The 23654-nt window shown below is 62.7% G+C and carries 23 protein-coding genes; 14 read left to right on the top strand and 9 right to left on the bottom strand.

The features are described 5' to 3' along the window. Positions 1 to 91: 91 nt before the first annotated feature. The 4 genes from NKH17_RS08685 to NKH17_RS08670 all read left to right on the top strand — a co-directional run bounded on the left by NKH17_RS08685 (position 92) and on the right by NKH17_RS08670 (position 5803). The gene (locus NKH17_RS08685) at positions 92 to 961 is read left to right on the top strand and encodes an outer membrane protein assembly factor BamD (protein WP_254818981.1); all 870 of its coding nucleotides are present in this window, start codon (positions 92 to 94) and stop codon (positions 959 to 961) included. 13 nt (positions 962 to 974) lie between these two features. Further along, complete coding sequence (gene recN / locus NKH17_RS08680) at positions 975 to 2648, top strand: DNA repair protein RecN (protein WP_352703490.1); 1674 nt, start codon at positions 975 to 977, stop codon at positions 2646 to 2648. 255 nt (positions 2649 to 2903) lie between these two features. After that, entirely contained in the window at positions 2904 to 5111 is a 2208-nt protein-coding gene (gene ligA, locus NKH17_RS08675; protein ID WP_352898648.1) for an NAD-dependent DNA ligase LigA, read from the top strand. Next, positions 5111 to 5803 (top strand): DUF2461 domain-containing protein, encoded by a 693-nt coding sequence (locus NKH17_RS08670; protein WP_352898651.1) that lies wholly within the window; start codon positions 5111 to 5113, stop codon positions 5801 to 5803. The genes ligA and NKH17_RS08670 overlap by 1 nt, the downstream gene beginning before the upstream one ends. Positions 5804 to 5819: 16 nt before the next feature. Here NKH17_RS08670 and NKH17_RS08665 read toward each other — a convergent pair whose 3' ends face one another. Further along, entirely contained in the window at positions 5820 to 6617 is a 798-nt protein-coding gene (locus NKH17_RS08665) for a class I SAM-dependent methyltransferase (protein WP_254818977.1), read from the bottom strand. Positions 6618 to 6849: 232 nt separating this feature from the next. Here NKH17_RS08665 and NKH17_RS08660 point away from each other — a divergent pair, with 232 nt between their 5' ends. The 3 genes from NKH17_RS08660 (at position 6850) to NKH17_RS08650 (ending at position 8929) form a co-directional block, all read left to right on the top strand. Beyond that, positions 6850 to 7578, top strand: coding sequence for an AzlC family ABC transporter permease (locus NKH17_RS08660; RefSeq protein WP_352475362.1), 729 nt, complete (start codon positions 6850 to 6852; stop codon positions 7576 to 7578). Beyond that, entirely contained in the window at positions 7575 to 7871 is a 297-nt protein-coding gene (locus NKH17_RS08655; protein ID WP_352898655.1) for an AzlD family protein, read from the top strand. The genes NKH17_RS08660 and NKH17_RS08655 overlap by 4 nt, the downstream gene beginning before the upstream one ends. A 317-nt stretch (positions 7872 to 8188) precedes the next feature. Beyond that, positions 8189 to 8929, top strand: coding sequence for a LysR substrate-binding domain-containing protein (locus NKH17_RS08650; protein ID WP_352898657.1), 741 nt, complete (start codon positions 8189 to 8191; stop codon positions 8927 to 8929). A gap of 138 nt (positions 8930 to 9067) precedes the next feature. Here the strand turns inward: NKH17_RS08650 and NKH17_RS08645 are convergent, their stop codons facing one another. Beyond that, complete coding sequence (locus tag NKH17_RS08645) at positions 9068 to 10912, bottom strand: aminopeptidase P family protein (protein ID WP_352898660.1); 1845 nt, start codon at positions 10910 to 10912, stop codon at positions 9068 to 9070. Between the two features lie 36 nt (positions 10913 to 10948). Between NKH17_RS08645 and NKH17_RS08640 the strand changes: the two genes are divergently transcribed. Further along, positions 10949 to 11293, top strand: coding sequence for a hypothetical protein (locus NKH17_RS08640; protein ID WP_352475359.1), 345 nt, complete (start codon positions 10949 to 10951; stop codon positions 11291 to 11293). A gap of 39 nt (positions 11294 to 11332) precedes the next feature. On the opposite strand, the gene NKH17_RS08635 is transcribed toward NKH17_RS08640, so the two are convergent. Both NKH17_RS08635 and NKH17_RS08630 read right to left on the bottom strand, forming a co-directional pair. Continuing rightward, positions 11333 to 12205, bottom strand: a complete 873-nt coding sequence (locus NKH17_RS08635) for a 50S ribosomal protein L11 methyltransferase (RefSeq protein WP_352475358.1) — start codon at positions 12203 to 12205, stop codon at positions 11333 to 11335. A gap of 11 nt (positions 12206 to 12216) precedes the next feature. Then, complete coding sequence (locus tag NKH17_RS08630) at positions 12217 to 12795, bottom strand: SCO family protein (protein WP_352475357.1); 579 nt, start codon at positions 12793 to 12795, stop codon at positions 12217 to 12219. A 204-nt stretch (positions 12796 to 12999) separates the two neighbouring features. Here NKH17_RS08630 and NKH17_RS08625 point away from each other — a divergent pair, with 204 nt between their 5' ends. From NKH17_RS08625 to NKH17_RS08615, 3 genes are all read left to right on the top strand, one after another. Next, positions 13000 to 13488, top strand: coding sequence for a CreA family protein (locus NKH17_RS08625; protein ID WP_254818969.1), 489 nt, complete (start codon positions 13000 to 13002; stop codon positions 13486 to 13488). A gap of 95 nt (positions 13489 to 13583) precedes the next feature. Then, a complete protein-coding gene (locus NKH17_RS08620) occupies positions 13584 to 14225 on the top strand; it encodes a DapH/DapD/GlmU-related protein (RefSeq protein WP_352970571.1) in 642 nt (213 codons plus the stop codon). 87 nt (positions 14226 to 14312) lie between these two features. Next, positions 14313 to 14744 carry a low affinity iron permease family protein gene (locus NKH17_RS08615; protein ID WP_254819100.1) on the top strand — a complete coding sequence of 144 codons (432 nt, stop codon included), beginning with the start codon at positions 14313 to 14315 and terminating at the stop codon, positions 14742 to 14744. Positions 14745 to 14785: 41 nt separating this feature from the next. Here NKH17_RS08615 and NKH17_RS08610 read toward each other — a convergent pair whose 3' ends face one another. Further along, complete coding sequence (locus NKH17_RS08610; RefSeq protein WP_352475355.1) at positions 14786 to 15649, bottom strand: SDR family NAD(P)-dependent oxidoreductase; 864 nt, start codon at positions 15647 to 15649, stop codon at positions 14786 to 14788. 128 nt (positions 15650 to 15777) lie between these two features. On the opposite strand from NKH17_RS08610, the gene NKH17_RS08605 reads away from it, so the two are divergent. After that, complete coding sequence (locus tag NKH17_RS08605; protein ID WP_023721174.1) at positions 15778 to 16059, top strand: hypothetical protein; 282 nt, start codon at positions 15778 to 15780, stop codon at positions 16057 to 16059. A 114-nt stretch (positions 16060 to 16173) separates the two neighbouring features. Here NKH17_RS08605 and NKH17_RS08600 read toward each other — a convergent pair whose 3' ends face one another. After that, positions 16174 to 16749, bottom strand: a complete 576-nt coding sequence (locus NKH17_RS08600) for a TMEM175 family protein (RefSeq protein ID WP_352475354.1) — start codon at positions 16747 to 16749, stop codon at positions 16174 to 16176. Between the two features lie 155 nt (positions 16750 to 16904). On the opposite strand from NKH17_RS08600, the gene NKH17_RS08595 reads away from it, so the two are divergent. Continuing rightward, entirely contained in the window at positions 16905 to 18113 is a 1209-nt protein-coding gene (locus tag NKH17_RS08595; protein ID WP_352970568.1) for an MFS transporter, read from the top strand. A 9-nt stretch (positions 18114 to 18122) separates the two neighbouring features. On the opposite strand, the gene NKH17_RS08590 is transcribed toward NKH17_RS08595, so the two are convergent. Beyond that, a complete protein-coding gene (locus NKH17_RS08590; RefSeq protein WP_352740973.1) occupies positions 18123 to 19595 on the bottom strand; it encodes an MATE family efflux transporter in 1473 nt (490 codons plus the stop codon). Between the two features lie 199 nt (positions 19596 to 19794). On the opposite strand from NKH17_RS08590, the gene NKH17_RS08585 reads away from it, so the two are divergent. After that, the gene (locus NKH17_RS08585; protein ID WP_352481524.1) at positions 19795 to 20583 is read left to right on the top strand and encodes a L,D-transpeptidase; all 789 of its coding nucleotides are present in this window, start codon (positions 19795 to 19797) and stop codon (positions 20581 to 20583) included. Between the two features lie 147 nt (positions 20584 to 20730). Here the strand turns inward: NKH17_RS08585 and NKH17_RS08580 are convergent, their stop codons facing one another. Together NKH17_RS08580 and NKH17_RS08575 are read right to left on the bottom strand one after the other, a co-directional pair. Next, complete coding sequence (locus NKH17_RS08580; protein WP_352898669.1) at positions 20731 to 22209, bottom strand: esterase-like activity of phytase family protein; 1479 nt, start codon at positions 22207 to 22209, stop codon at positions 20731 to 20733. A gap of 309 nt (positions 22210 to 22518) precedes the next feature. Next, on the bottom strand, positions 22519 to 23544 hold the full coding sequence (locus NKH17_RS08575; RefSeq protein WP_352475350.1) for a LacI family DNA-binding transcriptional regulator: 1026 nt from the start codon (positions 23542 to 23544) through the stop codon (positions 22519 to 22521). Between the last annotated feature and the right edge of the window lie 110 nt (positions 23545 to 23654).

The following is a 23654-nucleotide window of genomic DNA, read 5'->3' as shown; positions in this document are numbered from 1 at the left end:
ATTGGCCGGGGATAGCGTTGCCGGGCAAGGCAATTATGGTTTATGGCTGCTGCCGTCGACTGAAATGACGCCGAAAGGGCGGAATCCAAACATGTTTTTCAAGCGAGTTGGTCAATCGAAGGCGCTGCGGCGGGCTGTTTTCCTGGCGCTTTCGGTGGTCGTTCCATCGCTGTTTCTGTCGGCCTGCATGTCGTCCGAGAAGGACGTCGACCTTTCGACCTATGTCGATCAGACCGAGCCGGCCGACGTGCTTTACAATCAGGGTCTCGCCAATCTGAATGCCGGGCGACTGCAGGAGGCAAGCCGCAAGTTCGATGCCGTCGACCGCCAGCATCCATATTCCGAATTCGCCCGCAAATCGATGGTGATGGGTGCCTTTGCCGACTACCGTCAGGGCAATTACGATGAGGCAATCGGTTCGGCCAAGCGCTACCTGACCCTCTACCCGTCGACCGACGATGCAGCCTATGCCCAATATATTATCGGGCTGAGCTACTACCGCCAGATCAAGGACGTCACCCAGGACCAGAAGGAAGCGCGTCTTACCGCGCAGACGATGCAGGACCTGGTGACGCGCTGGCCGACTTCCGAATATGTCGACGATGCCAAGGAGAAGATCCGCTTCGCCAACGATCAGCTCGCCGGCAAGGAGATGCAGATCGGCCGCTACTATCTCGAGCGCCGCGAATACATCGCGGCCGTCAAACGGTTCCGCAACGTCGTGGAGAACTATTCCAACACACGTCATGTCGAGGAAGCGCTGGCGCGTCTTACCGAGAGCTACTATGCGATGGGACTGACGTCGGAAGCGCAGACCGCTGCGGCCGTGCTCGGCACCAACTATCCCGACAGCCAATGGTACAAGGACTCCTACAAGCTCCTGCAGAGTGGTGGGCTCGAGCCGCGCGAGAATGCCGGATCGTGGATCTCCAAGGCCGGGAAGCTGATCACCGGCGCCTGAGCGGCGCGTCACCATGCTCTCCAGACTGTCGATCCGCGATATCGTTCTGATCGAGAAGCTGGACATCGACTTCTCGTCCGGCCTTTCGGTCCTTACCGGCGAAACCGGCGCCGGAAAATCTATCCTGCTCGACGCGTTGTCGCTGGCGCTTGGCGCCCGCGGCGACGCTTCACTGGTGCGGCATGGCGCGGCACAAGGCCAGATCATCGCCGTGTTCGACGTGCCGCGCAACCACGCGGCTCGCATGCTGCTTGCCGAGAATGCCATCGAGGACGACGGCGACATCATCCTGCGCCGCGTCCAGACGGCTGACGGCCGCACGCGCGTGTTCGTCAACGACCAGCCGTCCAGCGTGACGCTGATGCGCGACATCGGCCGTGCGCTGGTCGAGATCCACGGCCAGCATGACGAGCGCGCTTTGGTCGATCCCGGCGCTCATCGCGAGTTGCTCGACAGTTTCGGCGGCCATCTCGGCGCTGCCCGGGCAACCGGCGAGGCGTGGCGGCACTGGCGTACCTGCGAGCAGGAATTTTCACGGCACCGGGCCAAAGTCGAGGCAGCTGCCCGTGAGGCCGATTATCTGCGTGCTGCGGTCGCCGAATTGACCAGACTCGATCCGCAACCGGGCGAAGAGACCGAACTGGCCGAACTGCGCGCCTCGATGATGCGTGCCGAAAAGATCGCCTCGGAAATCCACGATGCGCAGGATGTGCTCTCGGGCCCGTCCTCGCCCTTGCCGCAACTGGCCAGCCTGCTCAGGCGGCTGCAGCGAAAGGCGACCGAAGCGCCCGGGCTGCTCGAGGACGTCGTCAAATCGCTCGACGAAGCGATGCTGTCGCTCGACGCGGCGCAGTCGGGCGTCGAAGCAGCACTTCGCGCGACCGAATATGATCCGCAGCGGCTGGAGAAGGCTGAGGAGCGGCTGTTTTCGCTGCGTGCCGCCTCGCGCAAGCACAGCGTCGCCGTGGATGACCTGGCGCAATTGCGTGACACCATGGCTGCCGACCTTGCCGATCTCGACGCCGGCGAGGAGCGCCTGCATGCGCTGGAGAAACAGGCTGCAGCGGCGCGCCAGGCCTACGACATTACGGCGGCCCAGCTGTCGTCGCTTCGACATGCGGCGGCCGTCGGGCTGACCAAGGCGGTAATGGCCGAACTGCCGGCGCTGAAGCTCGAACGGGCCGAGTTCATCGTCGAGATCGCAAGCGATGCCGAGAGCCGCATGGAAGAAGGCATCGACCAGGTCGAGTTCTGGGTGCGCACGAATCCCGGCACCAGGCCCGGCCCAATGATGAAGGTCGCTTCCGGCGGCGAGCTTTCGCGCTTCCTGCTGGCGTTGAAGGTCGCGCTGGCCGATCGCGGGTCGGCGCCGACTTTGGTCTTTGATGAGATTGACACCGGCGTCGGCGGCGCGGTTGCCGACGCCATCGGCCAGCGGCTGGCGCGGCTGGCAAAACGCGTGCAGGTGCTTTCGGTCACGCATGCACCGCAAGTGGCGGCGCGCGCGGCGACGCATTTCCTGATCTCCAAATCAGGCGGTGCCGACCGCGTCTCGACCGGCATCGCCGAGATGGACCGGGCGGCACGGCAGGAAGAGATCGCACGCATGCTCGCCGGCGCCACCATTACAGACGAGGCGCGCGCGGCGGCCGAGCGGCTGCTGCGGGAGAACACCGCGGCAGCCTAGGATCAAACACCTAGAGCGGTTCATCGTTTCACGGAAACGCCGAACCGCTCTACATCTTTGTTTTGCGCAATTCCGGACGGAAGACCGTTTCACAGTTTTCCTGGAATTGCTCCAGACGAGTTCGTTTCCGGCGCTCGCGACCTGAGTCAGGGTATGGCGCCATCCTGCTGTTCAGGAATGATTTTCGATGTCTGGTCTCTCCCTCATGAGAAAATCCTGTTCTATTGTGTCGCGCCACCGTGGAGGGAGCAGTGCATGGACGAAAAACCAGTCGGTTCGCTCAGCGAAAGCGAGGCGGCAAGCGAGTTGATGCGGTTGGCGCAGGAGATCGCCGAGCACGACCGGCGCTACCACGGCGAGGACGCGCCAATAATCACGGATGCGGAATATGACGCGCTGACCCGGCGCAACCTCGCCATCGAACAGCGGTTCCCGCATCTTGTGCGCGAGGATTCGCCCTCGCGCAGGGTCGGCGCGCCGCCGGCGGAAGGTTTTGCCAAGGTGCGGCACGCGGTGCCGATGCTCAGCCTGGCCAAGGCTTATAGCGACCAGGACGTCGCGGACTTCATAGAACGGGGCCGGCGATTCTTTGATCGCGACAAGGATCTGAACATCGCCTTCACGGCTGAGCCGAAGATCGACGGGCTATCGGCTTCCCTGCGGTATGAAAGCGGTGTGTTCGTGCAGGGGGCAACGCGCGGCGACGGCGTCGTCGGCGAGGACATCACAGCCAATCTCAAGACCATCGCCGACATTCCCAAGACCTTGAAGGGATCGGGCTGGCCCGAGGTCATCGAAATACGCGGTGAGGTCTATATGACCTACGCGGAATTCGAGGCACTGAAGCAACGCTCGGCGGCGATCGGCGGCCAGGATTACGTCAATCCGCGAAATACGGCGGCCGGGTCGCTCCGTCAGAAGGACCCGTCCGTTACCGCCAGCCGCAACCTCAAATTCTTTGCCTACGCCTGGGGCTATACTTCGAAGGATCCAGCTCCGACCCAATACGATTCCGTGCAAAAATTCGCGGAGTGGGGGTTCAAGGTCAGTCCGCTGATGGTCCGGGCAAAGTCGGTCGACGAACTGATCGCGCATTATCACCTCATCGAGGCCCAGCGCTCATCGCTTGGCTACGACATCGACGGCGTGGTCTACAAGGTCGATCAATTGGAGCTGCAGCGCAGATGGGGCTTCGTCACCGGCGAACCACGCTGGGCCATCGCTCACAAATTTCCGGCCGAACAGGCGATGACGACCGTGCGCAGGATCGACATTCAGGTCGGCCGTACCGGTACGCTGGCGCCCGTTGCCCGGCTTGCGCCCGTCACGGTCGGCGGCGTCGTGGTCGAAAATGTCACGCTTCACAACGAAGACTACATCAAGGGTCTGGACAGCAACGGCCAGCCGATCCGCGACGGCAACGACATACGTATCGGCGACACGGTGGTCATCCAGCGGGCGGGGGACGTCATTCCGCAGATCGTCAGCGTCCTCGTGGACAAGCGTCCGCCAGATGCCGTGCCCTACGAATTCCCGCATAAATGTCCGATCTGCGGCTCGCCGGCAACGCGCGAGATCAACGAGAAGACCGGTAAGGAAGATTCCCGCCGACGTTGCACCGGCGAGCTGATCTGCCCTGCGCAGGCCGTGGAAGGATTACGCCACTTCGTGTCGCGCGGCGCCATGGATATCGAAGGTCTGGGCGCTGAAAACATTGACCTGTTCTTCAATGCCGGGTTGATCAAGACAGCAGCCGATATCTTCACTCTCCGGGATCGCCGTCCCGCCGTCATCAAGGCATTGGCGGAGCGGCGGGAGGAGCAGGCAAGACAGCGTGAGGCTGCTTCGGGCAAGACGCGCAAGAACGTGCGAAGTGTCGAGGAACGCAACTATGAAGGTCTCGACAAGCTCTTCGCTGCCATCGACGCTCGCCGCGAACCGGAACTTGATCGCTTCATCTTTGCGCTGGGCATCCGCCATATCGGCGAAACGACGGCCGCTGTGCTCGCCCGAACCTTCTCGACGATCGAGGAGTTGATCCGCATTGGCAAGGAGACAGCAGCGGCAGCCGATCCACACAGCGTTTTTCCTTCGATCAACGGCATCGGCGATACGGTGATAGGCGCTCTTCGCGATTTCTTCGGCAATGAACGCAACGACGCCGTGCTCGAAGCGCTGCTCACGCAGGTCCACCCGAAGCCGTACATAGTGAACGTCTCAGCCGATAGTGCGGTCGCCGGCAAGACGATCGTGTTTACAGGCACGCTCGAAAAGATGACGCGCCCCGAGGCGAAGGCGATGGCTGAACGTCTCGGCGCGAAGGTCGCCGGCTCGGTTTCCGCGAAGACCGACCTCGTCGTCGCCGGGCCCGGTGCTGGCTCCAAGCTCAAGCTGGCTGCCGAACACGGTATCGAAGTCATCGATGAGGATGCCTGGCTCGAGCGGATCGGCAAGGGCTCGTGATGCCGGCTGAATTCAATGGTTTTGGTGACAAGGCCATTCCCTTCCTCAAGGCACTGGATTTTCATCAGAGCCGGGAGTGGTTTTTGGAAAACCGCGAGCTCTTCGAGCGGGACCTGCGCAATCCCTTCGGCGATCTGGTCGAGGCGCTCTCCGAGCGCTTCACGGCATTAGGGCTCGGCCTGCGCGGCGACCGCAAGAAGTCGCTGTTCCGGATTAATCGCGACGTGCGTTTCGCCAAGGACAAACGGCCTTACAACCGGCATCTGTCGGCGATCCTTTCGCCCGACGGCACCAAGATGGAACAGGGCGTGTTTTACATTCACATCGGGCTCGAGCGCTGCTTTGCCGCTGTTGCCTGGTGGCAGCCCGGACCGGAGCTATTGCTGGCGCTGCGCAACGCCATCGCAAAGCGGCCGGCTGAGTTCCGCACGCTCGTCGCGGCGCTGAAGAAGAATGGTCTCGAGCTCGACCCGGACGGCTGTATGAAGCGCACGCCGCGCGGCTTCGAGCACGTTATCGAGCCCGATCTCGTGGCCGCCATCCGCAACCGGCATTTCGCCGTCCGGCACGCAATCGAGCCGGCGGATATCTACGGAGCTGGATTGGTCGACGAACTCGTCGACTTCGTCATGCGGGCAAAACCGCTGCTCGACTGGGGCAGGGCGATCGAAGGCAAGGCTTCGCAGCGCTAGCGGAAAAGTCAGACGGTCAGCTGCGCCGCGCAGTGTAGAGGCTGGTGGTCATATTGCGGGTTATGGAGCCTTGGAACTCGTCGCGGACGATGCGACCCAGCTCCGCCAGGATTGCTTCGCGGTCACTGCGGATGTTGATATTGGAAAAAGTGGCATAGAGGGCGACTGTCTGGTCAGGATCGAGGACGAGCGACCAGACACTTGTCCGATGTTCGATGGCATCGAACGCGCCGGTTCGCTCCAGTGCCGCCACGCGGGCCTCGGCATCAAGGGCGAACGGAATACCATTTGAGCCCGCCGACGGGCTCGAAGGCCCATCAAGCAGCACCTTGGTCGCATCATGAAAGGGATCGGGGCGACTGTCGTCGCCGAATACATTCCAGACCATTGCCCACCAGCCGCCCGGCCGAAGCAGCTCTGCGACCTTGATCAGCGCCGTGTCCTCATCCAGCCAATGAAAGGCAGTGGCGCTGACACCGAGATCAAAACCGGCCTTCTCAAGGACGGCATCCTCAAACGCAGAGACGCTCACCGAGAGCGCCTTGTCCTGAATAGTCTCGCAAAGGAAAGTCGCGAGGCGGGAATCCGGCTCAATGGCGAGCAACGGGCTCGCGCCCAGTTCGAGTAAGCGGCGCGTTGCAGTTCCTGTACCTGCGCCAATCTCGAACGTCGCCGTGCCATGCGCGAGACGGCACCGCTCACATAGAATTTCGAATACCCAATCAGGATAGCCAGGTCGCGTCGCGTGATAGCTGCCGGGATCGGCGCCGAAGGCCAGGCGGCCGAATTTTGGATCGATGAAAAATTCGCTCATTGGAACCACCTGTCCGGCCCAGCAGGTTGGTCTATGGCCGTCGCTTCGGCAAGGACCGATCGTCGCCAACGAATATGCGCTCAGGTACCAAGCCTCTGATTTTGTCCACAAGTCTGGAAGCGAGCTTGCCGCGATGCTTCAGCTATCATTTCCGCTGATCGTTTGCCTCAAGCGAATTGGTGTGACAAGCCGGACCGCCCTCTCTACATACGGCCCTCCCAAGGAGCGGTCGATGTCGGCGGAAGCAATCTCCGAAAACGGTGCGAAAAGCGATTTCTGGGACGGCGTGCGGCTCAGCATGCCCGTCGTGGTGGCGTCGGCGCCGTTTGCGTTGCTGTTCGGGGCGCTCGCCGTCGACAACGGCTTTTCCGTGATCGAGGCGTTCTTGATGAGCGCAACGGTGTTCGGCGGCGCCAGCCAGATGGTCGGCATCGAGCTGTTCGGGCAGCATGTCGCGCCGTGGCTGATCGTGCTGTCGATCTTCGCCGTGAATTTTCGCCATGTGCTCTATTCGGCCGGTATCGGCCGGCGAATCGCGCATTGGCCCCTAGCGCAGCAGGCGATAGGCTATTTCGTGCTCACCGATCCGCAGTTCGCGGTGGCCGAGCGCAAGGCGGAGGCCGGCGAGACCGTCGGCTTTGCCTGGTATATGGGGCTCGGGCTGCCGGTCTACGTGTTCTGGGTCATCGAAAGCGCGCTCGGGGCGGTGTTCGGCAAACTTATTCCCGACACCCACGCGCTGGGCATCGACTTCCTGCTGCCGATCTATTTTCTCGGCCTGGTCATGAGCTTCCGCAAGCGGCCGCTGTGGCTGCCGGTGGTCGTCGCAAGCGCTGCCGCCTCCATCATTGCCTACAAGACGGTCGGCTCGCCCTGGCATGTCTCCATCGGCGCGCTGGCCGGCGTGCTGCTCGCCGTCATCCTGCCGCCCCGCCACAGCGGCGTGGAGGCACGGCCATGAGCACGACCTTGTGGATCATCGTCGCCGCTTCGATCGCGACCTATTTGACACGCATTGGCGGTCATCTGGTGATCTCACGCTTCGACCATATCCATCCGCGTGTTGAGGCCGGGCTGAACGCCGTGCCGGCGGCGGTGCTGACCACGCTGGTGGCGCCGGCAGCGCTGAGCGCCGGACCTGCGGAATGGGGGGCGTTGGTCGTCGCCGGCCTGGTGTCGCTGCGCGGCGGCCTTATGGCGATGTTCCTGGTGGGTGCTGCCGTGCTGATCCTCGCGCGGCAGGTCGTCGGCTGATCGATTTTTACCTTGGCGGCGAGAGCACACATGCGCTTTACCGCAGCGACTGTTGCCGCGCCGACCCGCGACAGGCTCAGCCGGATCGCCTCCGATCTTTCCTGGTGGGCGCGACGCACGGCGTCGCTATAGAGCGCTTCGCGCTGCTTCGGCGTCAATGCGCTTAGATCGGTCGGCTGGATGCCGAAGGGCTCACGCGACATTTCCATCTCCCCAGGTTTGCCGTGTTCATCGGCAGCTACCACCGGCGATTTACGGGAAAGGCATAATCAGCTAAAATGAATAATTAAGATCGTTATGTTCTCCAGGAGAGATGTATGGACTTGGCCGATCTGCGCATCTTCCGCACGGTGGTGCGCGAGGGCGGAATCACCAAGGCGGCGGAAAAACTGTTTCGCGTGCAATCGAACGTGACCACACGCATCCGGCAGCTCGAAGAGGATCTCGGCGTGCAGCTGTTTATCCGGGAGGGCAAGCGCCTGCACGTATCCCCCGCCGGTCACAAATTGGTCGGGTATGCGGATCGGTTGCTGGCGCTTGCAGAGGAGGCGCGAACGGCGATGCTCGATCCACGCCCGCGCGGCACGCTTCGCCTAGGTGCCATGGAGAGCACCGCCGCGGCACGGCTTCCAAGTCTGCTCGCCGAATATCACGCACGTCATCCCGACGTGGAAATCCAGTTGCGCACCGGCAATCCGCAGGTTCTCGCGACGGCCATGCTTGCCGGCGACCTCGATGCAGCGTTCGCCGCCGAGCCGATCGCCGACGCTCCGTTCGAAAAGCTGCCCGCATTTCACGAGCAGCTGGTCATTGTCTCGGCGGCATCGCGCGTTTCGATCGACGACCGCCTGGACATGCCCAAAACAATGATAGCCTTCGAGCACGGCTGCCCGCACCGGCGGCGGCTGGAACAATGGTATGCGCGAAGAGGGTTCATGGCCGAGAAAACCATCGAGCTTGGTTCATACCATGCCATCCTTGGTTGCGTGGTGGCTGGCATGGGCATAGCGCTGATGCCGAAAAGTGTGCTTTCGGGTTTCCAGAGAGCCACTGGCTAAAGCTGCACGAACTGCCCGCTGACGAAGACAACGCCGTCACGGTGTTGTTTTGGCGCAAGGGAGCCGATTCTCCCAACGTCACGGCTTTGCAGGGACTGCTTGCGGAGCAAAGTCTGTCACTCGGCGTTGCGGCCGCGGCTATTGCTTGAAGTCGTGCGGCAGAGGGGCGGTTGCTTTTTCCAGCCAGGCCAGCGTTTCGCCGTCGAGCATCGGTCCAATCTCGGCCAGTACGCGCGCATGGTATTCGTCAAGCCAATGCAACTCGTCGCGGGTTAAAAGGTCCGATCGGACCAGCCGCTTGTCGATCGGCGCCAGCGTCAGTGTCTCGAAGCCGTGCATGGCGATGTCGCCGCCCTCGATTGCCTCGGCCGGTGTCACCAGAATCAAGTTCTCGATGCGGATGCCGAAGGAACCTTCCTTGTAATAGCCGGGCTCGTTGGAGAGGATCATGCCGGCTAGCAGCTTTTCGGTGCCGGTCTTGGCGATACGTTGCGGGCCCTCATGCACGGCAAGATAGGACCCGACACCGTGCCCGGTACCATGGGCGAAATCGCAGCCGTGTCTCCATAGCGCCAGGCGCGCCACCGCATCGATTTCGGAGCCGCGCGTGCCCTGGGGAAAGCGCAGCATGGAGATGCCGATCATGCCTTTCAGCACCAGCGTGAAGCGTTCGCGCATCTCTTCGGTCGGCGCGCCGATCGGCACGGTGCGGGTGATGTCGGTGGTGCCGTCCTGGTACTGCCCGCCGGAATCGAGCAGGAACAGCTCGCCATCCCCCAGCTTGCGATTGGTGGCGCGGGAGACGCGGTAGTGCATGATGGCGCCGTTAGGGCCGGCGCCGGAGATGGTGTCGAACGATACGTCGCGCAGCGGCATCTGCGTTTCTTCGCCGGTCTGACGGCGCGTCTCCTCAAGCCTGGTGACAACGGCGATTTCGTCGAGCGTGCCGGGCTTCTGGCGGTCGAGCCAGCACAGCAGCTTGGCGACCGCGGCGCCGTCGCGGCGATGTGCGGCGCGGGCGCCGGCGATCTCAGCTTTGTTCTTTGTTGCGCGTGGAATGCGGGCCGGATCGGCCGTGGCAATGACGGTGCCGCCATTATCCTCGACCAGCATTCTGAGCTTGTCCGCCGCGAGAACCGGGTCCAGCGCGATTTTTGCGCCGCCCTTGGCCCGGGTGACGATTGCCGATTCGAATTCACCTGGTTCGTGCAATTCGGCGAGCTGCGTCAGGTAGGCCGCAACGGTGCGCGAAAACTTGCGCTGGTCCATGAAAAGCAGATGCGAGCCGTCGGCGGCCAGCACGGCAAAGCCGAGCGCCAGCGGTGTGTGCGGTACGTCACCGCCACGGATGTCGAAGGCCCAGGCAATCGAGGAGGGGTCGGTCAGCACGGCATGGGTGGCGCCATCCTTCTCGATGGCCGCTGCCAGCCGCACCAGCTTGTCCTTAGCCAGTTCGCCGGCAAAGCCGATCGGGTGGATCTCGACCGGCGCCAGTGGCGGTCCAGGCTGGTCCTGCCAGATCGCGTCGATCGGATTCTCTTCGAGCGGCACCAGTGTCGCGCCGGATTTCTCGGCCGAGGCTTTCAGCGCCTTGACGTCGCTGATCGTATGCAGCCACGGATCGAAGCCCAATCGCACGCCCTTGCCGAGATTGTCCTTGATCCAGTTGGCCGGCGGGTTGTCGACAAGGCTCTCGATCGAAAAGATGTCGAGATCGACCTCCTGGCGCACCTGCAGCGTGTAGCGCCCGTCGACAAACATGACGGCGCGCTCGCCAAGTACAATGGCGACACCGGCCGAGCCGCTGAAGCCGGTCAGCCATTTCAGCCGTGCCGAGCGGTCGGCGACATATTCGCCCTGGTGCTCGTCGGCACGGGGCACGATGAAGCCATCCAGCCCGTTCGACGCCAACCATTGGCGCAGCATTGCCACGCGCGGCTTGCCAACGGCCGGATCGCCGGCGGAATCGAAGGACTGGAACATGTCGGCTCTCCTCGAATGATGGCGCGACCGTAGCGCATGACTTCGAAAATCGGAATCGATTTTCGGAACGATCATCCCTGGTCGCCGCAGTGTCTTTTTGTGCATGGATGCCATGCAGAATCGGCGATTTCAAAAAGCGTCAGCAGAGCTTACCTTCTTAACGTGGAGGAAAAGTCCTGTTGCCCTGCAAAGGAGACCGTCATGTCCACGATTTCAGCCAGACGCGGATTTTTCAGAAACGCTGTGAAAGCGCTGATCGAAGCTCGCCAGCGCGAAGCGAGCCGGTATGTGAGCGGCGTTCTGCTTGGCTTTGATGACGAAACGCTGAAAGCTCACGGCTACGATCGCGAACAGCTGAAGAAAGCGGCGAACTCGCGCTAGGTCCGAGCGGATTCCGGCTTGCGTTGAAAGCGTCGCGCCTCAGCGCTTGAGGTGAATCGTCACCCAGCCCTCGCGATGCAAGGTGCGGACGTGCCGGAATTTCTGGCCGACATAGGCCGCGATTACCGCATCGCGCTGGCGCTCGAGGATGCCCGACAAAACAATCGAGCCACCGAGCGCGATATGCCCGGCCATTTGCGGTGCCAGACGCATCAGCGGCCGCGCCAATATGTTTGCGACGATCAGGTCGAAGGGCGCACGCGCGGCAAAGATCGGATGATGAAAACCGGGCGCCGCTACCGTTTCAATGAGCCCCTTGACCTGGTTCAGCCGCGCATTGGCAGCGGCCACCTTGACGGCGACCGGGTCGATGTCCGTTGCCAGCACCGGAACATGCGCGAGCTTGGCCACCGCGATGGCGAGCACCGCGCTGCCAGTGCCAAGGTCGAGCGCGTTGCGCGGATGCTCGCGCTGTATGACCTGCTCCAGCATTTCGAGGCAGCCGGCGGTGGTGCCGTGATGGCCGGTGCCGAAGGCAAGGCCGGCCTCGATCTCGATGGCGAGTTCGCCGCTGTGGCGCTTCCTGCGGTCATGCGCGCCATGGACGAAGAAGCGCCCGGCCCGTACCGGCTTCAATCCCTCCAGCGAGCGCGCCACCCAGTCGATGTCGGGCAGCGCTTCTCGTTCTATCGGTTTCGACAGCGACAGTCCGGCCAGGATGTCCCTAAGCCGGGCCTCGACCGCATCGACGTCGTCGTCGGCATAGAGCGATACTTCGTGGATATCGCGGTCCTCGTCGACCTCGAGCACCGCAACCGGCAGGCCCTCATCGTCGAACGCCGCACCGAGCGCCGCGAAGATGCGATCAGCCTCGATCTTGCCCGCGGTGAAATACAAACGCGTCTGCGTCATTTCTTGATACGTCAACCTTCCGCCGCCAGCCGCTTGAGCTTGGCGATGGCGGCGTCCGGGCTTTCGCCATAGGCAATGGTGCCGGCGAAATCGCCCTTGGCATTGAGCAGCAGCACCGAAGCGGTGTGGTCCATCGTGTAGTCGCCGTCGTTCGTTTCGACTTTCTTCCAGTAGATGCCGAAGGACTTGGCCATGGCGTGGACCTTGTCCGGATCGCCGGTGATGCCGAGGATGCGATCGGAGAAATTGCTGATATAGGCGTTCATGATTTCGGGCGTATCGCGCTCCGGGTCGACCGTAACGAAATAGGCGCGCAGGTTCTTGCCGTCGTCGCCCATCGTCTTCAGCCAGCCGGCCAACTCGAAAAGCGTGGTCGGGCAGACTTCCGGACAATGCGTGAAGCCGAAAAAGACGACGCTGGGGTGGCCGCGAAAGGCGGCTTCGGTGACCGGTGCGCCCTTCTGGTCGACCAGCGTGAACGGAGCTCCGAACGGCTCGCCGCCATAATGTCCGCGGTACCAGTCGAACGTTAGCCAGCCGATGCCAGCGGCCATCAGGACGAGAATACCGACCAGAATTGAACGCATCATCAGTGAAGTCCGTCGTCATTTCCATCGGGCGCCGGATTGGCGCCATGAAGCCCTGGCTTGGCGAACACTCTTAGCGGTTCGGTCGCGCCGACGCAAAGATGTCGCGTTGCCGCAACCGGCAATGCTGTGGGAGGAGATCTGCTTGCAAAGCGCGGCCGTTCGTCCCACCTGAGGTCGGCAAAATTCGAACCGCAGGAGGCCTCTTTGCGAAAACTGATTGGCGGCGCGTTGGCCGCATGCCTTGTCATTGGCGCTGGCGCCGCCGCCGCCGAGGAAGTCGGCAAGGTCGGTGTCGATTGGCTCGGCAACGACATCATCGTCGAGGCGATCAAGGATCCGAAGGTCGAGGGAGTGACTTGCCACGTCTCCTATTTCGACCGTGGCATGATTGACCGCCTGCAGAAAGGCAACTGGTTCGAGGACCCGTCCGATTCCTCGATCTCCTGCCGCCAGACCGGGCCGATCACCATTGGCGACATCGACATGAGCGAGGCCGGCGAGGAGGTGTTCAAGCAAGGCATCAGCCTGATCTGGAAAAAGCAGGTGGTGAACCGCATCTACGACAAGGCCAACGAGACGCTGATCTACCTCTCGCATTCGCGCCAGGTGCAGGATGGCTCGGCAAAAATGTCGGTCACCACCGTGCCGCTCTACGGCCAGAATGTGGTGTGGACCAGCGGCAAGCCGAAATAGAGACTGAAGGTGCTCTAGGTCCTTGGCGCGTCCAAACGGATGCGCGGCGCTGCACTCGGCTTGCGAGACTATGCGCGCGGGCGTAAAGCGCCCGCATGGACCGTCCCGAACACCTTGTCCTGAAAGATCCCGAGCCGCGCATCCATCCGACGGCGGAACTGAAGGCCTGCAAGCTTGGACGCTGCGCATCGATCGGCGAGCGAGTCATCCTGCGCGATGTGATGGTCGGCGACTTTTCCTACTTCGAGCGGCATGCCGAGGCGATCTATACGACGATCGGCAAATTCTGCTCGATTGCCGCCAACAGCCGCATCAATGCGCTGGAGCATCCGGTCGAGCGGCTGACGCAGCACAAAATCAGCTATCGGCCCAACGAGTACTTCCGCTGGCTGGGTGTCGATCAGGCATTCCGCGACCGGCGGCGGGCGAGACCCGTCAGCATCGGCCATGATGTCTGGATTGGCCATGGCGCCGTGATCATGCCTGGCATAGTGATCGGCAACGGCGCGATCGTCGGTGCCAACGCGGTAGTGACGCGAGACGTGCCGGCCTATGCAATTGTCGCCGGCGTTCCGGCCAGGCCATTGCGGCAGCGCTTCAGCGCGGGAACTGCGGCCCGGATCGAACGTCTTGCCTGGTGGGACTGGCCGGTCGAGAAACTGGCCAGGGCAGTCCCCGACATGCAGGCCTTGCGCATCGAGGCTTTCCTCGACCGCTGGGAAAACGACGCTACCTGATCGTTGCGAGCGCGGCGTGTGCACGGTTTGACCGTGAATTCCTCCTCGCAGGGAACTCGAAGCAGTTGCCGATTGTTTCTCCCTGCCATGATCGAAAAGCTGTTCACCAGGATCGCCAACTATATCGCCCATCTTGCCGGTCTGCCGCCGACGTTTGCCGTCTGTTTCCTGATCATTGTGGTCTGGGCGGTAAGCGGTCCGGTCTTCGGCTTTTCCGATACCTGGCAACTCGTCATCAATACCGGCACCACGATCGTCACCTTCCTGATGGTGTTTCTCATCCAGAACACCCAGAACCGCGACAGCGCGGCGATCCAGGCCAAGCTTGACGAGCTGATCCGCGTCAGCAAAGCCAAGAATACCTTTATCGGCATCGAGCACCTGACCGAATCCGAGCTCGAAGAAATCCGCGCCAAATGTGAACGCGCGGCGAAGCGGCACGACGAACAGATCGCCGACATGGCCGCAGCCAAGGCGGTGGCTAAAAAGCGCAACGCGAAGAAGCACGCGGCGGCGTGAGCGAGCTTGTTGTCCGGGTTCCTGCGCGGACGGTCGCGGGATCATTCCATGAATGCCGAAAAGGCTTCCTTGTAGTCCGGGTGCCAGCGCGACAGGGCAGGGCGGTTCTCGATGATGTCGCCAATCGCCCAGGCCATGCGTTTTTCGTCCATGGACCGGGTCGCCTCGTTATCGGGACACAGGATGTAGAAGTCGCCACGCAGCAGCGAGGCCAGCATGAAGTCGATAACCTGCTCGCCGGTCCAGGCGCCGGCCGGCTTTTCGGTGGCGCCTTCGGTCAGGCCGGTAAAAGTGAACCCGGGAATGAGCAGATGCGCCGCGACATTGGCGCCGGGCTCGTTGCGCAGCGCGTGTGCAAGGCCCTCGGTATAGGTCTTCACGCCAGCCTTGGAGACGTTGTAGGCGAGGTTGCCGGGCGGCGTGGTAATGCCTTGCTTGGAGCCGGTGTTGACGATCAGGCCGGGCTTTCCCGCCGCCAGCATGCGCGGCGCGAAGGCCTCGACGCCATGGACGACACCCCAGAAATTGATGTCCAGCAGTCGCTTCCAGGCGTCACGGTTCTCCCACGGCTTGCCGGGGTTGTTGCCGACGCCGGCATTGTTCATCAGAAGCGAGACGTCGCCGAAGGTGTCGAATGTCCTTTCGGCCAGCCGTTCGAGGTCGTCGGCTTTCGAGACGTCAGTGGCGACGGCAAGCACGGCGCTCTCGCCGGCGAAGGTAGCGACGGCATGTCGCGCCTCATCGAGGCGTGCGGCGCCGATATCGGCCAGCACGATCTTCATGCCCATCGCCGCCAGCCGTTTTGCCGCGGCGAGGCCGATGCCGCTGGCCGCGCCGGTGATGACGGCGACATTACCGGAGGCAAGTGCGGGCAGGGCGGTCTGGATCTCGGCGTCGGTGGTCATGATTTTCTCCTGTTCTGGCCGCGGCGAACTTAGCGCGGAAAGAGGCTCGCGCAAGCCGGTGCGACATCTTCGGGTTGACCGCGTCGGCGGGCGCTGCGCATGCTGATATTGAAAAAGGAGACTGACGATTGACCGACTGGATCGAGATCCTGAAAGAACAGACCGCAACCGGCGACCAGATGAGCCGCGAAGTGCCGCAAATGCTTGCCAACCCCGACATCAGCGAAGCGCAAGTGAAAACGCTGTTTTCGGCGCTCGAAAAACAGGCTGAATTCGTCGAAAAGCTGCGCATGGCGCTGGAAAAATTCGGCCATGATTTTTCAGTGATCAAAGCCGCCGAGCGGCTGGAGGAGCGCTACGCCGACCTTGCCGCTTCGGTAGCGGAAAAGCTCAAAGAAATGCGGGGCTAGAGCCCGTTCCATTCGATAAAATTCGGTATGGGCTCTATCTTCTCATGATCTTGTCCGAAAACCGGCATCCAACTTTTCGCTGACGCGGTCCTTCGGTTCGGGATCATGGTCTGCCTATTTCTCGATTAGCCGCTCGAAGCGCCTGTCCGGCACTAACCAGACCATCGCCACCAGGACATAGATCGAGACACCGATCCAGTGATTGACGAAGGTCAGCGCGACGGCGGCGATATAGAGGGCCAGCGAGATTTTTCCCTTGAGGTCATTGCCCAACGCCCTGGCGAAGAGGGTTTCGCTGCCGTGCAGCCGATGCAGGGCTATGGTGAGGATGTTGAAGCCGATGGCGCAGAGCGCCAGGTCGACGCCATAAACGGCGACCGGCACCGGCGCGAAATGGTTCTCACCCATGAAGGCTGTCGTCGCCGGCATCAGCGATAGCCAGAACAGCAGGTTGAGGTTCGCCCACAGCACGCGGCCGTCGACCCGCTGCACGGTATGGAACATGTTGTGCAAATTGTTCCAGTAGATGCCGACATTGATGAAGGACAGCACATAGCTGAGGAATACCGGCCAGAGTGGCGCCAGCGCGGAAAAATCCTCGCCATGCGGCACCTTCAATTCCAGCACCATGATGGTGATGATGATGGCGACCACGCCATCGGTGAATGCCTCGACTCGTCCCTTGCCCATCAATCTCCCCTGACAATCCGCTGAAGTTAAAAGAGGATCTCGCTCAGCGCCATCGCAAAGCTGCCAAAATTGTCAGGAGCAAGTCGGAGAGGGGGAACGGCTGACGAAAAAAAGGCGTTAGGTGTCAGATCCCGAACAGCAAAAAGGTCCGAAAAATGACTGCTCACGCTCAAGTCATGACGCGCGATTACGAACTCGGCGGGCGCGCTGCAACGGCCGCCGTGGCCGCCATGATCGCGGCTCTTTTCGCCGGCAGCACGGCGCTGACGCCGCTTTACATCATCTACAAGCAGGTCTTCGGCTTCTCGCAGATCACTTTGACGCTGGTCTACGCCGTCTATGTCATCGGCAATCTGGCGGCGCTGCTGATGTTGGGGCGTGTGTCAGATGTCATCGGGCGCCGTCCGATGGCGTTGGCCGGAATGGCGGTGGCCGTCGTTAGCGCGGTGGTTTTCCTGTTCGCCGAAAATGTCGCCTGGCTCGACGTCGCCCGAATTCTGAGCGGATTGGGAATCGGCGTCGGCGCGGGTACCGGCACCGCCTGGCTCGCCGAATTGCTCCCGACCGACGACAAGTCACAGGCGGCGACGATTGCCACCAGCACCAATTTCCTCGGTCTCGGCCTTGGTGCGCTGGGGGCCGGGTTGCTCGCCGAATACGCGCCTTGGCCGCTCAGGCTGACATTCGTCGTCTACCTGGCGATGCTCGCGACTGTAACCCTGCTGGTCTGGCGCACGCAGGAAACCGTTTCGCGGCCGGGGAAACTGGCTGACGTTTCGATGCGGCCGCGCCTTTCCGTGCCCGATGCCATCCGCGCAAGTTTCGTTGCGCCGGCGGTGACAGGCTTTGGCGCGATGGCGCTCGTCGGCTTTTATGCGGCACTCGCGCCGAGCATCCTGGCGCAGCAACTGCAGGTAGCCAACCATGCGGTAGCCGGCGCTCTGTTCTTTGAATTGTCGATCGTGGCGGCCGCCACCATTGTGGCGACGACGCGTCTTTCGAGCCGGGCCGCGATGTTCGCGGCGCTTGCGCTGATGATTCCAACCGTCGCGCTGATTGTTGCGGCGCAGGTCTTCGCATCGATGGCCACAATGATTGCCGGGACCGCCTTGTGCGGCGTGGCGGCAGCGCTCGGTTATCGCGGCGGCTTGCAAGTGGTGAACGAGATCGCGCCGGCGGACCGGCGCGCCGAAGTCGTCTCGGCCTTCTTCATCTGCTGTTTTTGCGGCAACGCGCTGCCGGTGATCGGCATCGGCGTCCTGTCGACCATGACAAGCGCGACCGTGGCAAGCGGGGCCTTTGCCGGCATGATCGTTATCTTTTCCCTAGTGGCGCTCGGGTTCGGCGCGAAATACGCGCACTGAACCGATCTTTCAGCCGGTCGGTGTCTCGGGCGAAAGGTGCGCGCGCTGGCGCGGTACGCCGAGGCCGGTATCCGGCGGTTCGCCGGCAGCCGGCCGGCTTTCGATCATGTGCACGCTGCGCCAACGGCCGAAGCGATAATAGGCCGTGGCCAGCACGAGCGAGGTTATCGAGCCGGCCGGAAAGCTCCACCACAACGCTTCCTCACCGATCGCACTTCGAAAGAAATAGGCGAAGCTGGTGCGCACCAGAAGTACCGAGATCACCAGGATGATCAGCGGCGGCATCACCGCGCCCGTGGCACGCACAGTGGCGAAGAGCACGATGGTGATGCCGAACAGGATGAAGGACCAGGATGCGACCTTGTTGATGTGAGTGGCGATGTCGATCGCTGCACTGTCGCTGCTGAGGAAGAGGCTGAGCACCGCGCGATCGAATACGAACAGCAGCGCGACAAGCACGCCGGTAAGCACAAGGTTGAAGCCGACGCCGGACGCGGCGATGCGGCCGATCCGGTCCCAGCGTCCGGCGCCGACATTTTGCGCCGCCATGGACGAGACCGCGGCGCCGATGGCGAGCGCCGGCATCTGGATATAGGTCCAGAGCTGGGCGGCTATGCCGTAGGCAGCCGCGACCTGCGAGCCGTAGGCATTGACCATGCCCATCACAGTCAGCGCCGCGGACGAGACGACGATCATCTGCAGGCCCATCGGCACGCCCTTGAAGACGACAATGCGCAGCAGCGCCGGGTCCGGCCGCAGCAGAGCAAGATTGGCGCCGGCCAGCCGCAGCGGGTGCTTGCGCGCATAAAGCACGATCAGGATGGCAAGCACGCTTACCGTCTGGCCGATCAGCGTCGAGGTGGCCGAGCCGGCGATGCCGAGTTCGGGGAACGGGCCGATGCCGAGAATAAGCAACGGGTTCAAAATGACGTCGAGCACGACGGCCAGCGCCATGAATAGGAAAGGCGTGCGCGAATCGCCGGCGCCGCGCAGCACCGTCATGACGAAGGACAGCAGGTTCATCATCGGTACGGCGAGAAAAATGATACGCAGATAGGAACGCGCCAGCGGCAACGCATCGGCCGGCGTGCCGAGCGCATTGAGGATTGTATCGACCCAGATCCAGCCGCAGACCGCGAACACCACCGAGACAAGGAAGAAGAAGGTGGCACTGGTGCCGACGATGCGGCGGGCTTCGGGCAGATCGCGGGCGCCGACCGATTGCGCGACCAGGATGGTCGCCGCCATGCCGATGCCGAAGACGGTGCCGAGGATGAGAAACAGCACGAGGTTGGCATTGGACGTGGCGGTCAGCGCCGCTTCGCCGAGGAAACGACCGACCCAGACGGCATTGATTGAGCCGTTGAGCGACTGCAGAACATTGGAGCCGAGCACCGGCAGGGCGAACAGCAGCAATGTACGCGGGATAGGTCCACTGGTGAGGTCGCTGGTCCGCCGGCGTGCGGGCATCTTGTCGTCCATGGCAGGCAACTCGGCGAAGGCTTATCTTGAGTCCGGTCCGCAATGATTGCCGATTTAACGAGACAGGTCGACGCAGCGTTGCGAATTCCGCCTGGCGTGCCTTGATCCAATCATGTTCTCAAAGCTTCCGGAATCGTATATTGATCCTGCACGCGTGGGGCCGCATCTTTCCTAGATCTCATGGGCAAGCCGGGGGTTCATGTCCGATATTCCGCTGTTTTTTGAGCGCCTGAACCGGCGTGCGTTTCTTGGTGCATCCGCTTTGGGCGCGGCCTCCGTGGCTCTTTCGGCGTGCACCACGACGGACGTAGCGGCGCCGCCAGTGACCGCGGCGCCAAGCGATCCGGCTTTCGGCGATGCCGCAAGTATGTATGCGGCGCGCGTCGACGAGGGCTATCAACTGCCGGCAATCCCGGTAGCCAAGGTCGATCCGAAATTCGTGCGCCAAATCGTGTCCGATCCGACCGGAGAAAAACCCGGCACGATCGTCGTCGATACCTCCGAGCACTTCCTCTATCTGGTGCGCGACGGCGGCAAGGCAATTCGCTATGGCGTCAGCCTCGGCAAGGCCGGTTTCGGATGGACCGGCAGCGCCGTGGTTCAGGCGAGGAAGAAGTGGCCGGTCTGGACGCCGCCGCCGGAGATGATCCAGCGCCGGCCGGAACTGGCGAAATACAAGGACGGCATGCCGCCCGGCCCGCACAGCCCGCTGGGCGCACGCGCGCTATATCTCTTCCGCGACGGCAAGGACACGATGTACCGGCTGCACGGCACGCCGGAGTGGGATTCCATCGGGAAGAACGCTTCCTCCGGCTGTGTGCGCTTCATGAATCAGGACATTATCGACCTCTACAGCCGCGTCGACGGCGTCGCGCCGGTCTTCGTGCGCCCGAATCTGTCGGCCGCCGGGAAGATCGCCGCCGTGTCGGACAGGACGGCCGAGCCGATCGATGCGGGCGTGCCAAAGGACGCGGAGATGTTGAGGTAAGTGCCTTCGACGGATCATCAGTCTTAGGTTTTGCAAACCCACTAGAACACAATCCTTGTGCCGGCGAGCCGCAACTGAAGGGCCCGACCGTTCGATCGTGCCAGGCAGGCGGCGGCGGTCGGCGCGGCCCCCAGCCTGGGGGTGTCGCTACTTCCCGGCGAGGCCTGGAAGCGTGACCTGATAGACTAGGAACATCGTGTCGACATCGGCGCCATCTTCGGCCTTGTAGGCCGCGCCGACCTGGAAGCCGTCCTGGGTGAGAAAGTCATTGTCGTTGGCGACGAACAGGAAATAGTCGTCGGGCCGTGTTGGATCGAGGACGCTCACCACCGACATCGCCTCCCACTTCTCCGAAAGGTTGTTGCGGTCATTGGGCGCGCCATTGTGCAGCCCGAAGCGGCCGAGCTCGGTCTTGTCGTTGATGTCGATGAACGGCGTCAGCTTGGCCGGCGTCACCGAGGGATCGAGCTCACCTTTGGGCGCAACCGGCTTGTCCTTGTCGAACTCGGTGCCGGCGATGTCGGTTGCCGCCGACACATCGACGACGCTGATCTCGCGATAGAGCGAGGTGTCGCCCTTCACCCCCTGGCCGTTGCCGCTGTCGCGCGCCAGCATCAGGAAGGTCTTGTCCGACAGAGCCACGATTTCGCTCTGCGCGGCAATCTTGGTCTTGCCCTTGGCATCGGTGAACACCGGCAGCGGCACGACATATTCATGCGCAAGCTTGAGTTGGGCCGGATCCGAGGCATCGTAGACCAGCGCGCGCGTGTTCTGGCGCGTCGAAGCGGAATCGCCGCCATCCTGTCTGGGGGCCGATTGCAGCACAGCGATCAGGAACTTCCCGTCCGGCGTCAGTGCCATGCCTTCGAGGCCCTGGTTGTTCTGACGGCCGGTTTCGGGATCCATCGGATCTGGGTCTGCCGCGCCCGGTCCCGGATTGTTGGACGCGAAGTTCGGCGTTCCATGACGCATCGGGACAAGCGCCGCCGGCGACTGCGTTGCCGACATCAGACGCCCATCGGCGGAGAAGTGGTAGATGTTCGGACCATATTCGTCCGAGATGAACATGGTGCCGTCGGGCAGCCGCACGATCGCCTCGTTATCGAGCGCGAGCTTGCCGTTGGCTTCGGGCAGGATCGGCATGTCGTCGGTCGCGGCGCGCACGCCGTTGAGCGGATCGAGGCCGGTTGCGTCGGCGCCCTTGTCGTCGGTCAAAAGCATGGTGTCGGCAAGGGTTGCCTTGAGGCCGGACTGTTCCTGGCCGGCGGCTGGTGCCGCACCCGGTGCGATCGGGGCGAATTCGATGGCAATCGTGTTGATGCGCGGACGGTAATCGGTGGTGCCGACGACATTGTAGCCACGATCCGGCAGCAGCCACAGCGAGCCCTTATAGCCATCGGCGCCATGCGTCCAGCCGGCAGCGTCGATCGCCATGCCCGAGCCGGAGCCAAACGTCTCGCCGAACTTGTCCCTTTGGCTGGCCGGGATGCGACCGACACCGACCAGGCCCTTGTTGACGAAGCTGACGCCGCCGACGGTCGCTGCGTTTTCAGCCAAGGCCGGAGTCAAGGCGGTGAACATCGCCAGCGCGACCGCGAGGGACGCGTTTCGGTGCAGGTTTTTCATGGAAATCCTCTTTGTGACAAAACAACCGAAGCGGGCGTCGCATCGACATGCCGCCAGCGCTTTCCGAAAAAGGTCTAGGACGCGAACATGATACTTGCGTGACAGAGGGCGCTTGTTCCTTCATCCCCTTGTGGGAGAAGGTGGATCGGCGCGCAGCGCCGAGACGGAAGAGGGGTGCTGGACGGAGTGCCTCGGTGCCGAGCTGGAGCACCCTCATCCGACCGAGCTGAGCCTGTCCTCTGGCTTGCCGAAGGCAAGACCCGTGGGCTCGGCCACCTTCTCCCCAAGGGGAGAAGGGAAGTGCCACGGTCAGTCGCTGTCGCGCGCGATCAGCTGCAGCGGCCAGACTTCACGGATGATGCGTGCGCCTTCGGCGCCGGCGTAAGCCGGGATCGATGCCAGCAGCATTTCGGCCAGCCGCTCGCCCATCGGCTCCAGCGCCGGGCGGAAGCCGGTCAGCGCCGGCGAAAAATAGCGGCAGAGCGGGGTGTCGACGATGACGATCACCGCGATGTCGTGGCCGGGCTTGATGCCCGCCTCGGCCAAAGCCTTGCAGCCGCCAAGCGCCATCGCGTCATTGTTGAAGATGATGGCGGTCGGCGGGTCCTTGGAGCGCATGACCTTCGGCGTCACCGCGTAGCCGCCTGCCTCGTTGATGAAGCCGTCGGCGATCAACTCGGGGTCGAATTCGATGCCGTGCCGCCGCAACGCCTTGCGATAGCCGGCGAGGAACAGATAGCCGAAATTGAGATCGAGCGACGGGCGGATGGCCGCGATGCGGCGGTGACCGCGCGCGACAAGACGATCGACCGCGTCAGCACCGGCTTTTTCGAAGTCGAGGTCGAGCGAGGGGTAGGCATCGCCGCCGGAGCGGCTGCGGCCGAGCGTCGCGAACGGGAAACCGGCCTGGGTCAGATAGTCGATGCGCTCGTCCTCGCGCCGCGTCCAGGCCAGCACCACCGCATCGGCCCGCCGGGTCTCGACGACACGGCGCAGGCGCTCCTGCTGATAGTCGCCCGGCGCGCCCATCACCACGATCAGGTCGAGTCCGCTTTCGGCGAGCTTGGCCTGCAACCCGGTCAGGAACGGAATGAAGAACGGCTCGCCATATTCCTGATCGCCCGGATGCGGCTGCAGCATGAAGGCGATCGAATGGGTGGCGCCGCGCCGCAAACTGCGGCCGGACTGGTTCGGCGAATAATTCAGCTTCTTGGCCGCATCGAGCACGCGCTGGCGTGTGTCGGCGTTGACGTCGGCGCGGCCGTTGAGCGCGCGCGACACCGTGCCGATCGAAATGTTCAGGTGACGCGCAAGGTCGTGAATGCTGGACGCCAAAGGACAGTTCTCCCCCTTGCTTGGCTAGCACCGGCTGCTGTTCAGGCCAAGCCGGCATCACGTTTTTCGCTATCGGCCGATTGACATTCTACGCCATCGGGTGTGTTCTC

Origin of the sequence: Mesorhizobium sp. M1334 (genome assembly GCF_040317995.1) — a bacterium.
Classification (GTDB): Bacteria; Pseudomonadota; Alphaproteobacteria; order Rhizobiales; family Rhizobiaceae; genus Mesorhizobium.
This window is presented reverse-complemented; position numbering and strand designations above follow the sequence as displayed.

What these genes read in the sequence shown, in the direction of transcription:
- NKH17_RS08685 (WP_254818981.1), top strand. Translation starts at nt 92, where the DNA reads ATGTTTTTCAAGCGAGTTGGTCAATCGAAGGCGCTGCGGCGGGCTGTT.
- recN (WP_352703490.1), top strand. Translation starts at nt 975, where the DNA reads ATGCTCTCCAGACTGTCGATCCGCGATATCGTTCTGATCGAGAAGCTG.
- ligA (WP_352898648.1), top strand. Translation starts at nt 2,904, where the DNA reads ATGGACGAAAAACCAGTCGGTTCGCTCAGCGAAAGCGAGGCGGCAAGC.
- NKH17_RS08670 (WP_352898651.1), top strand. Translation starts at nt 5,111, where the DNA reads ATGCCGGCTGAATTCAATGGTTTTGGTGACAAGGCCATTCCCTTCCTC.
- NKH17_RS08665 (WP_254818977.1), bottom strand. Translation starts at nt 6,617, where the DNA reads ATGAGCGAATTTTTCATCGATCCAAAATTCGGCCGCCTGGCCTTCGGC.
- NKH17_RS08660 (WP_352475362.1), top strand. Translation starts at nt 6,850, where the DNA reads ATGTCGGCGGAAGCAATCTCCGAAAACGGTGCGAAAAGCGATTTCTGG.
- NKH17_RS08655 (WP_352898655.1), top strand. Translation starts at nt 7,575, where the DNA reads ATGAGCACGACCTTGTGGATCATCGTCGCCGCTTCGATCGCGACCTAT.
- NKH17_RS08650 (WP_352898657.1), top strand. Translation starts at nt 8,189, where the DNA reads ATGGACTTGGCCGATCTGCGCATCTTCCGCACGGTGGTGCGCGAGGGC.
- NKH17_RS08645 (WP_352898660.1), bottom strand. Translation starts at nt 10,912, where the DNA reads ATGTTCCAGTCCTTCGATTCCGCCGGCGATCCGGCCGTTGGCAAGCCG.
- NKH17_RS08640 (WP_352475359.1), top strand. Translation starts at nt 10,949, where the DNA reads ATGACTTCGAAAATCGGAATCGATTTTCGGAACGATCATCCCTGGTCG.
- NKH17_RS08635 (WP_352475358.1), bottom strand. Translation starts at nt 12,205, where the DNA reads ATGACGCAGACGCGTTTGTATTTCACCGCGGGCAAGATCGAGGCTGAT.
- NKH17_RS08630 (WP_352475357.1), bottom strand. Translation starts at nt 12,795, where the DNA reads ATGATGCGTTCAATTCTGGTCGGTATTCTCGTCCTGATGGCCGCTGGC.
- NKH17_RS08620 (WP_352970571.1), top strand. Translation starts at nt 13,584, where the DNA reads ATGGACCGTCCCGAACACCTTGTCCTGAAAGATCCCGAGCCGCGCATC.
- NKH17_RS08615 (WP_254819100.1), top strand. Translation starts at nt 14,313, where the DNA reads ATGATCGAAAAGCTGTTCACCAGGATCGCCAACTATATCGCCCATCTT.
- NKH17_RS08610 (WP_352475355.1), bottom strand. Translation starts at nt 15,649, where the DNA reads ATGACCACCGACGCCGAGATCCAGACCGCCCTGCCCGCACTTGCCTCC.
- NKH17_RS08600 (WP_352475354.1), bottom strand. Translation starts at nt 16,749, where the DNA reads ATGGGCAAGGGACGAGTCGAGGCATTCACCGATGGCGTGGTCGCCATC.
- NKH17_RS08595 (WP_352970568.1), top strand. Translation starts at nt 16,905, where the DNA reads ATGACTGCTCACGCTCAAGTCATGACGCGCGATTACGAACTCGGCGGG.
- NKH17_RS08590 (WP_352740973.1), bottom strand. Translation starts at nt 19,595, where the DNA reads ATGGACGACAAGATGCCCGCACGCCGGCGGACCAGCGACCTCACCAGT.
- NKH17_RS08585 (WP_352481524.1), top strand. Translation starts at nt 19,795, where the DNA reads ATGTCCGATATTCCGCTGTTTTTTGAGCGCCTGAACCGGCGTGCGTTT.
- NKH17_RS08580 (WP_352898669.1), bottom strand. Translation starts at nt 22,209, where the DNA reads ATGAAAAACCTGCACCGAAACGCGTCCCTCGCGGTCGCGCTGGCGATG.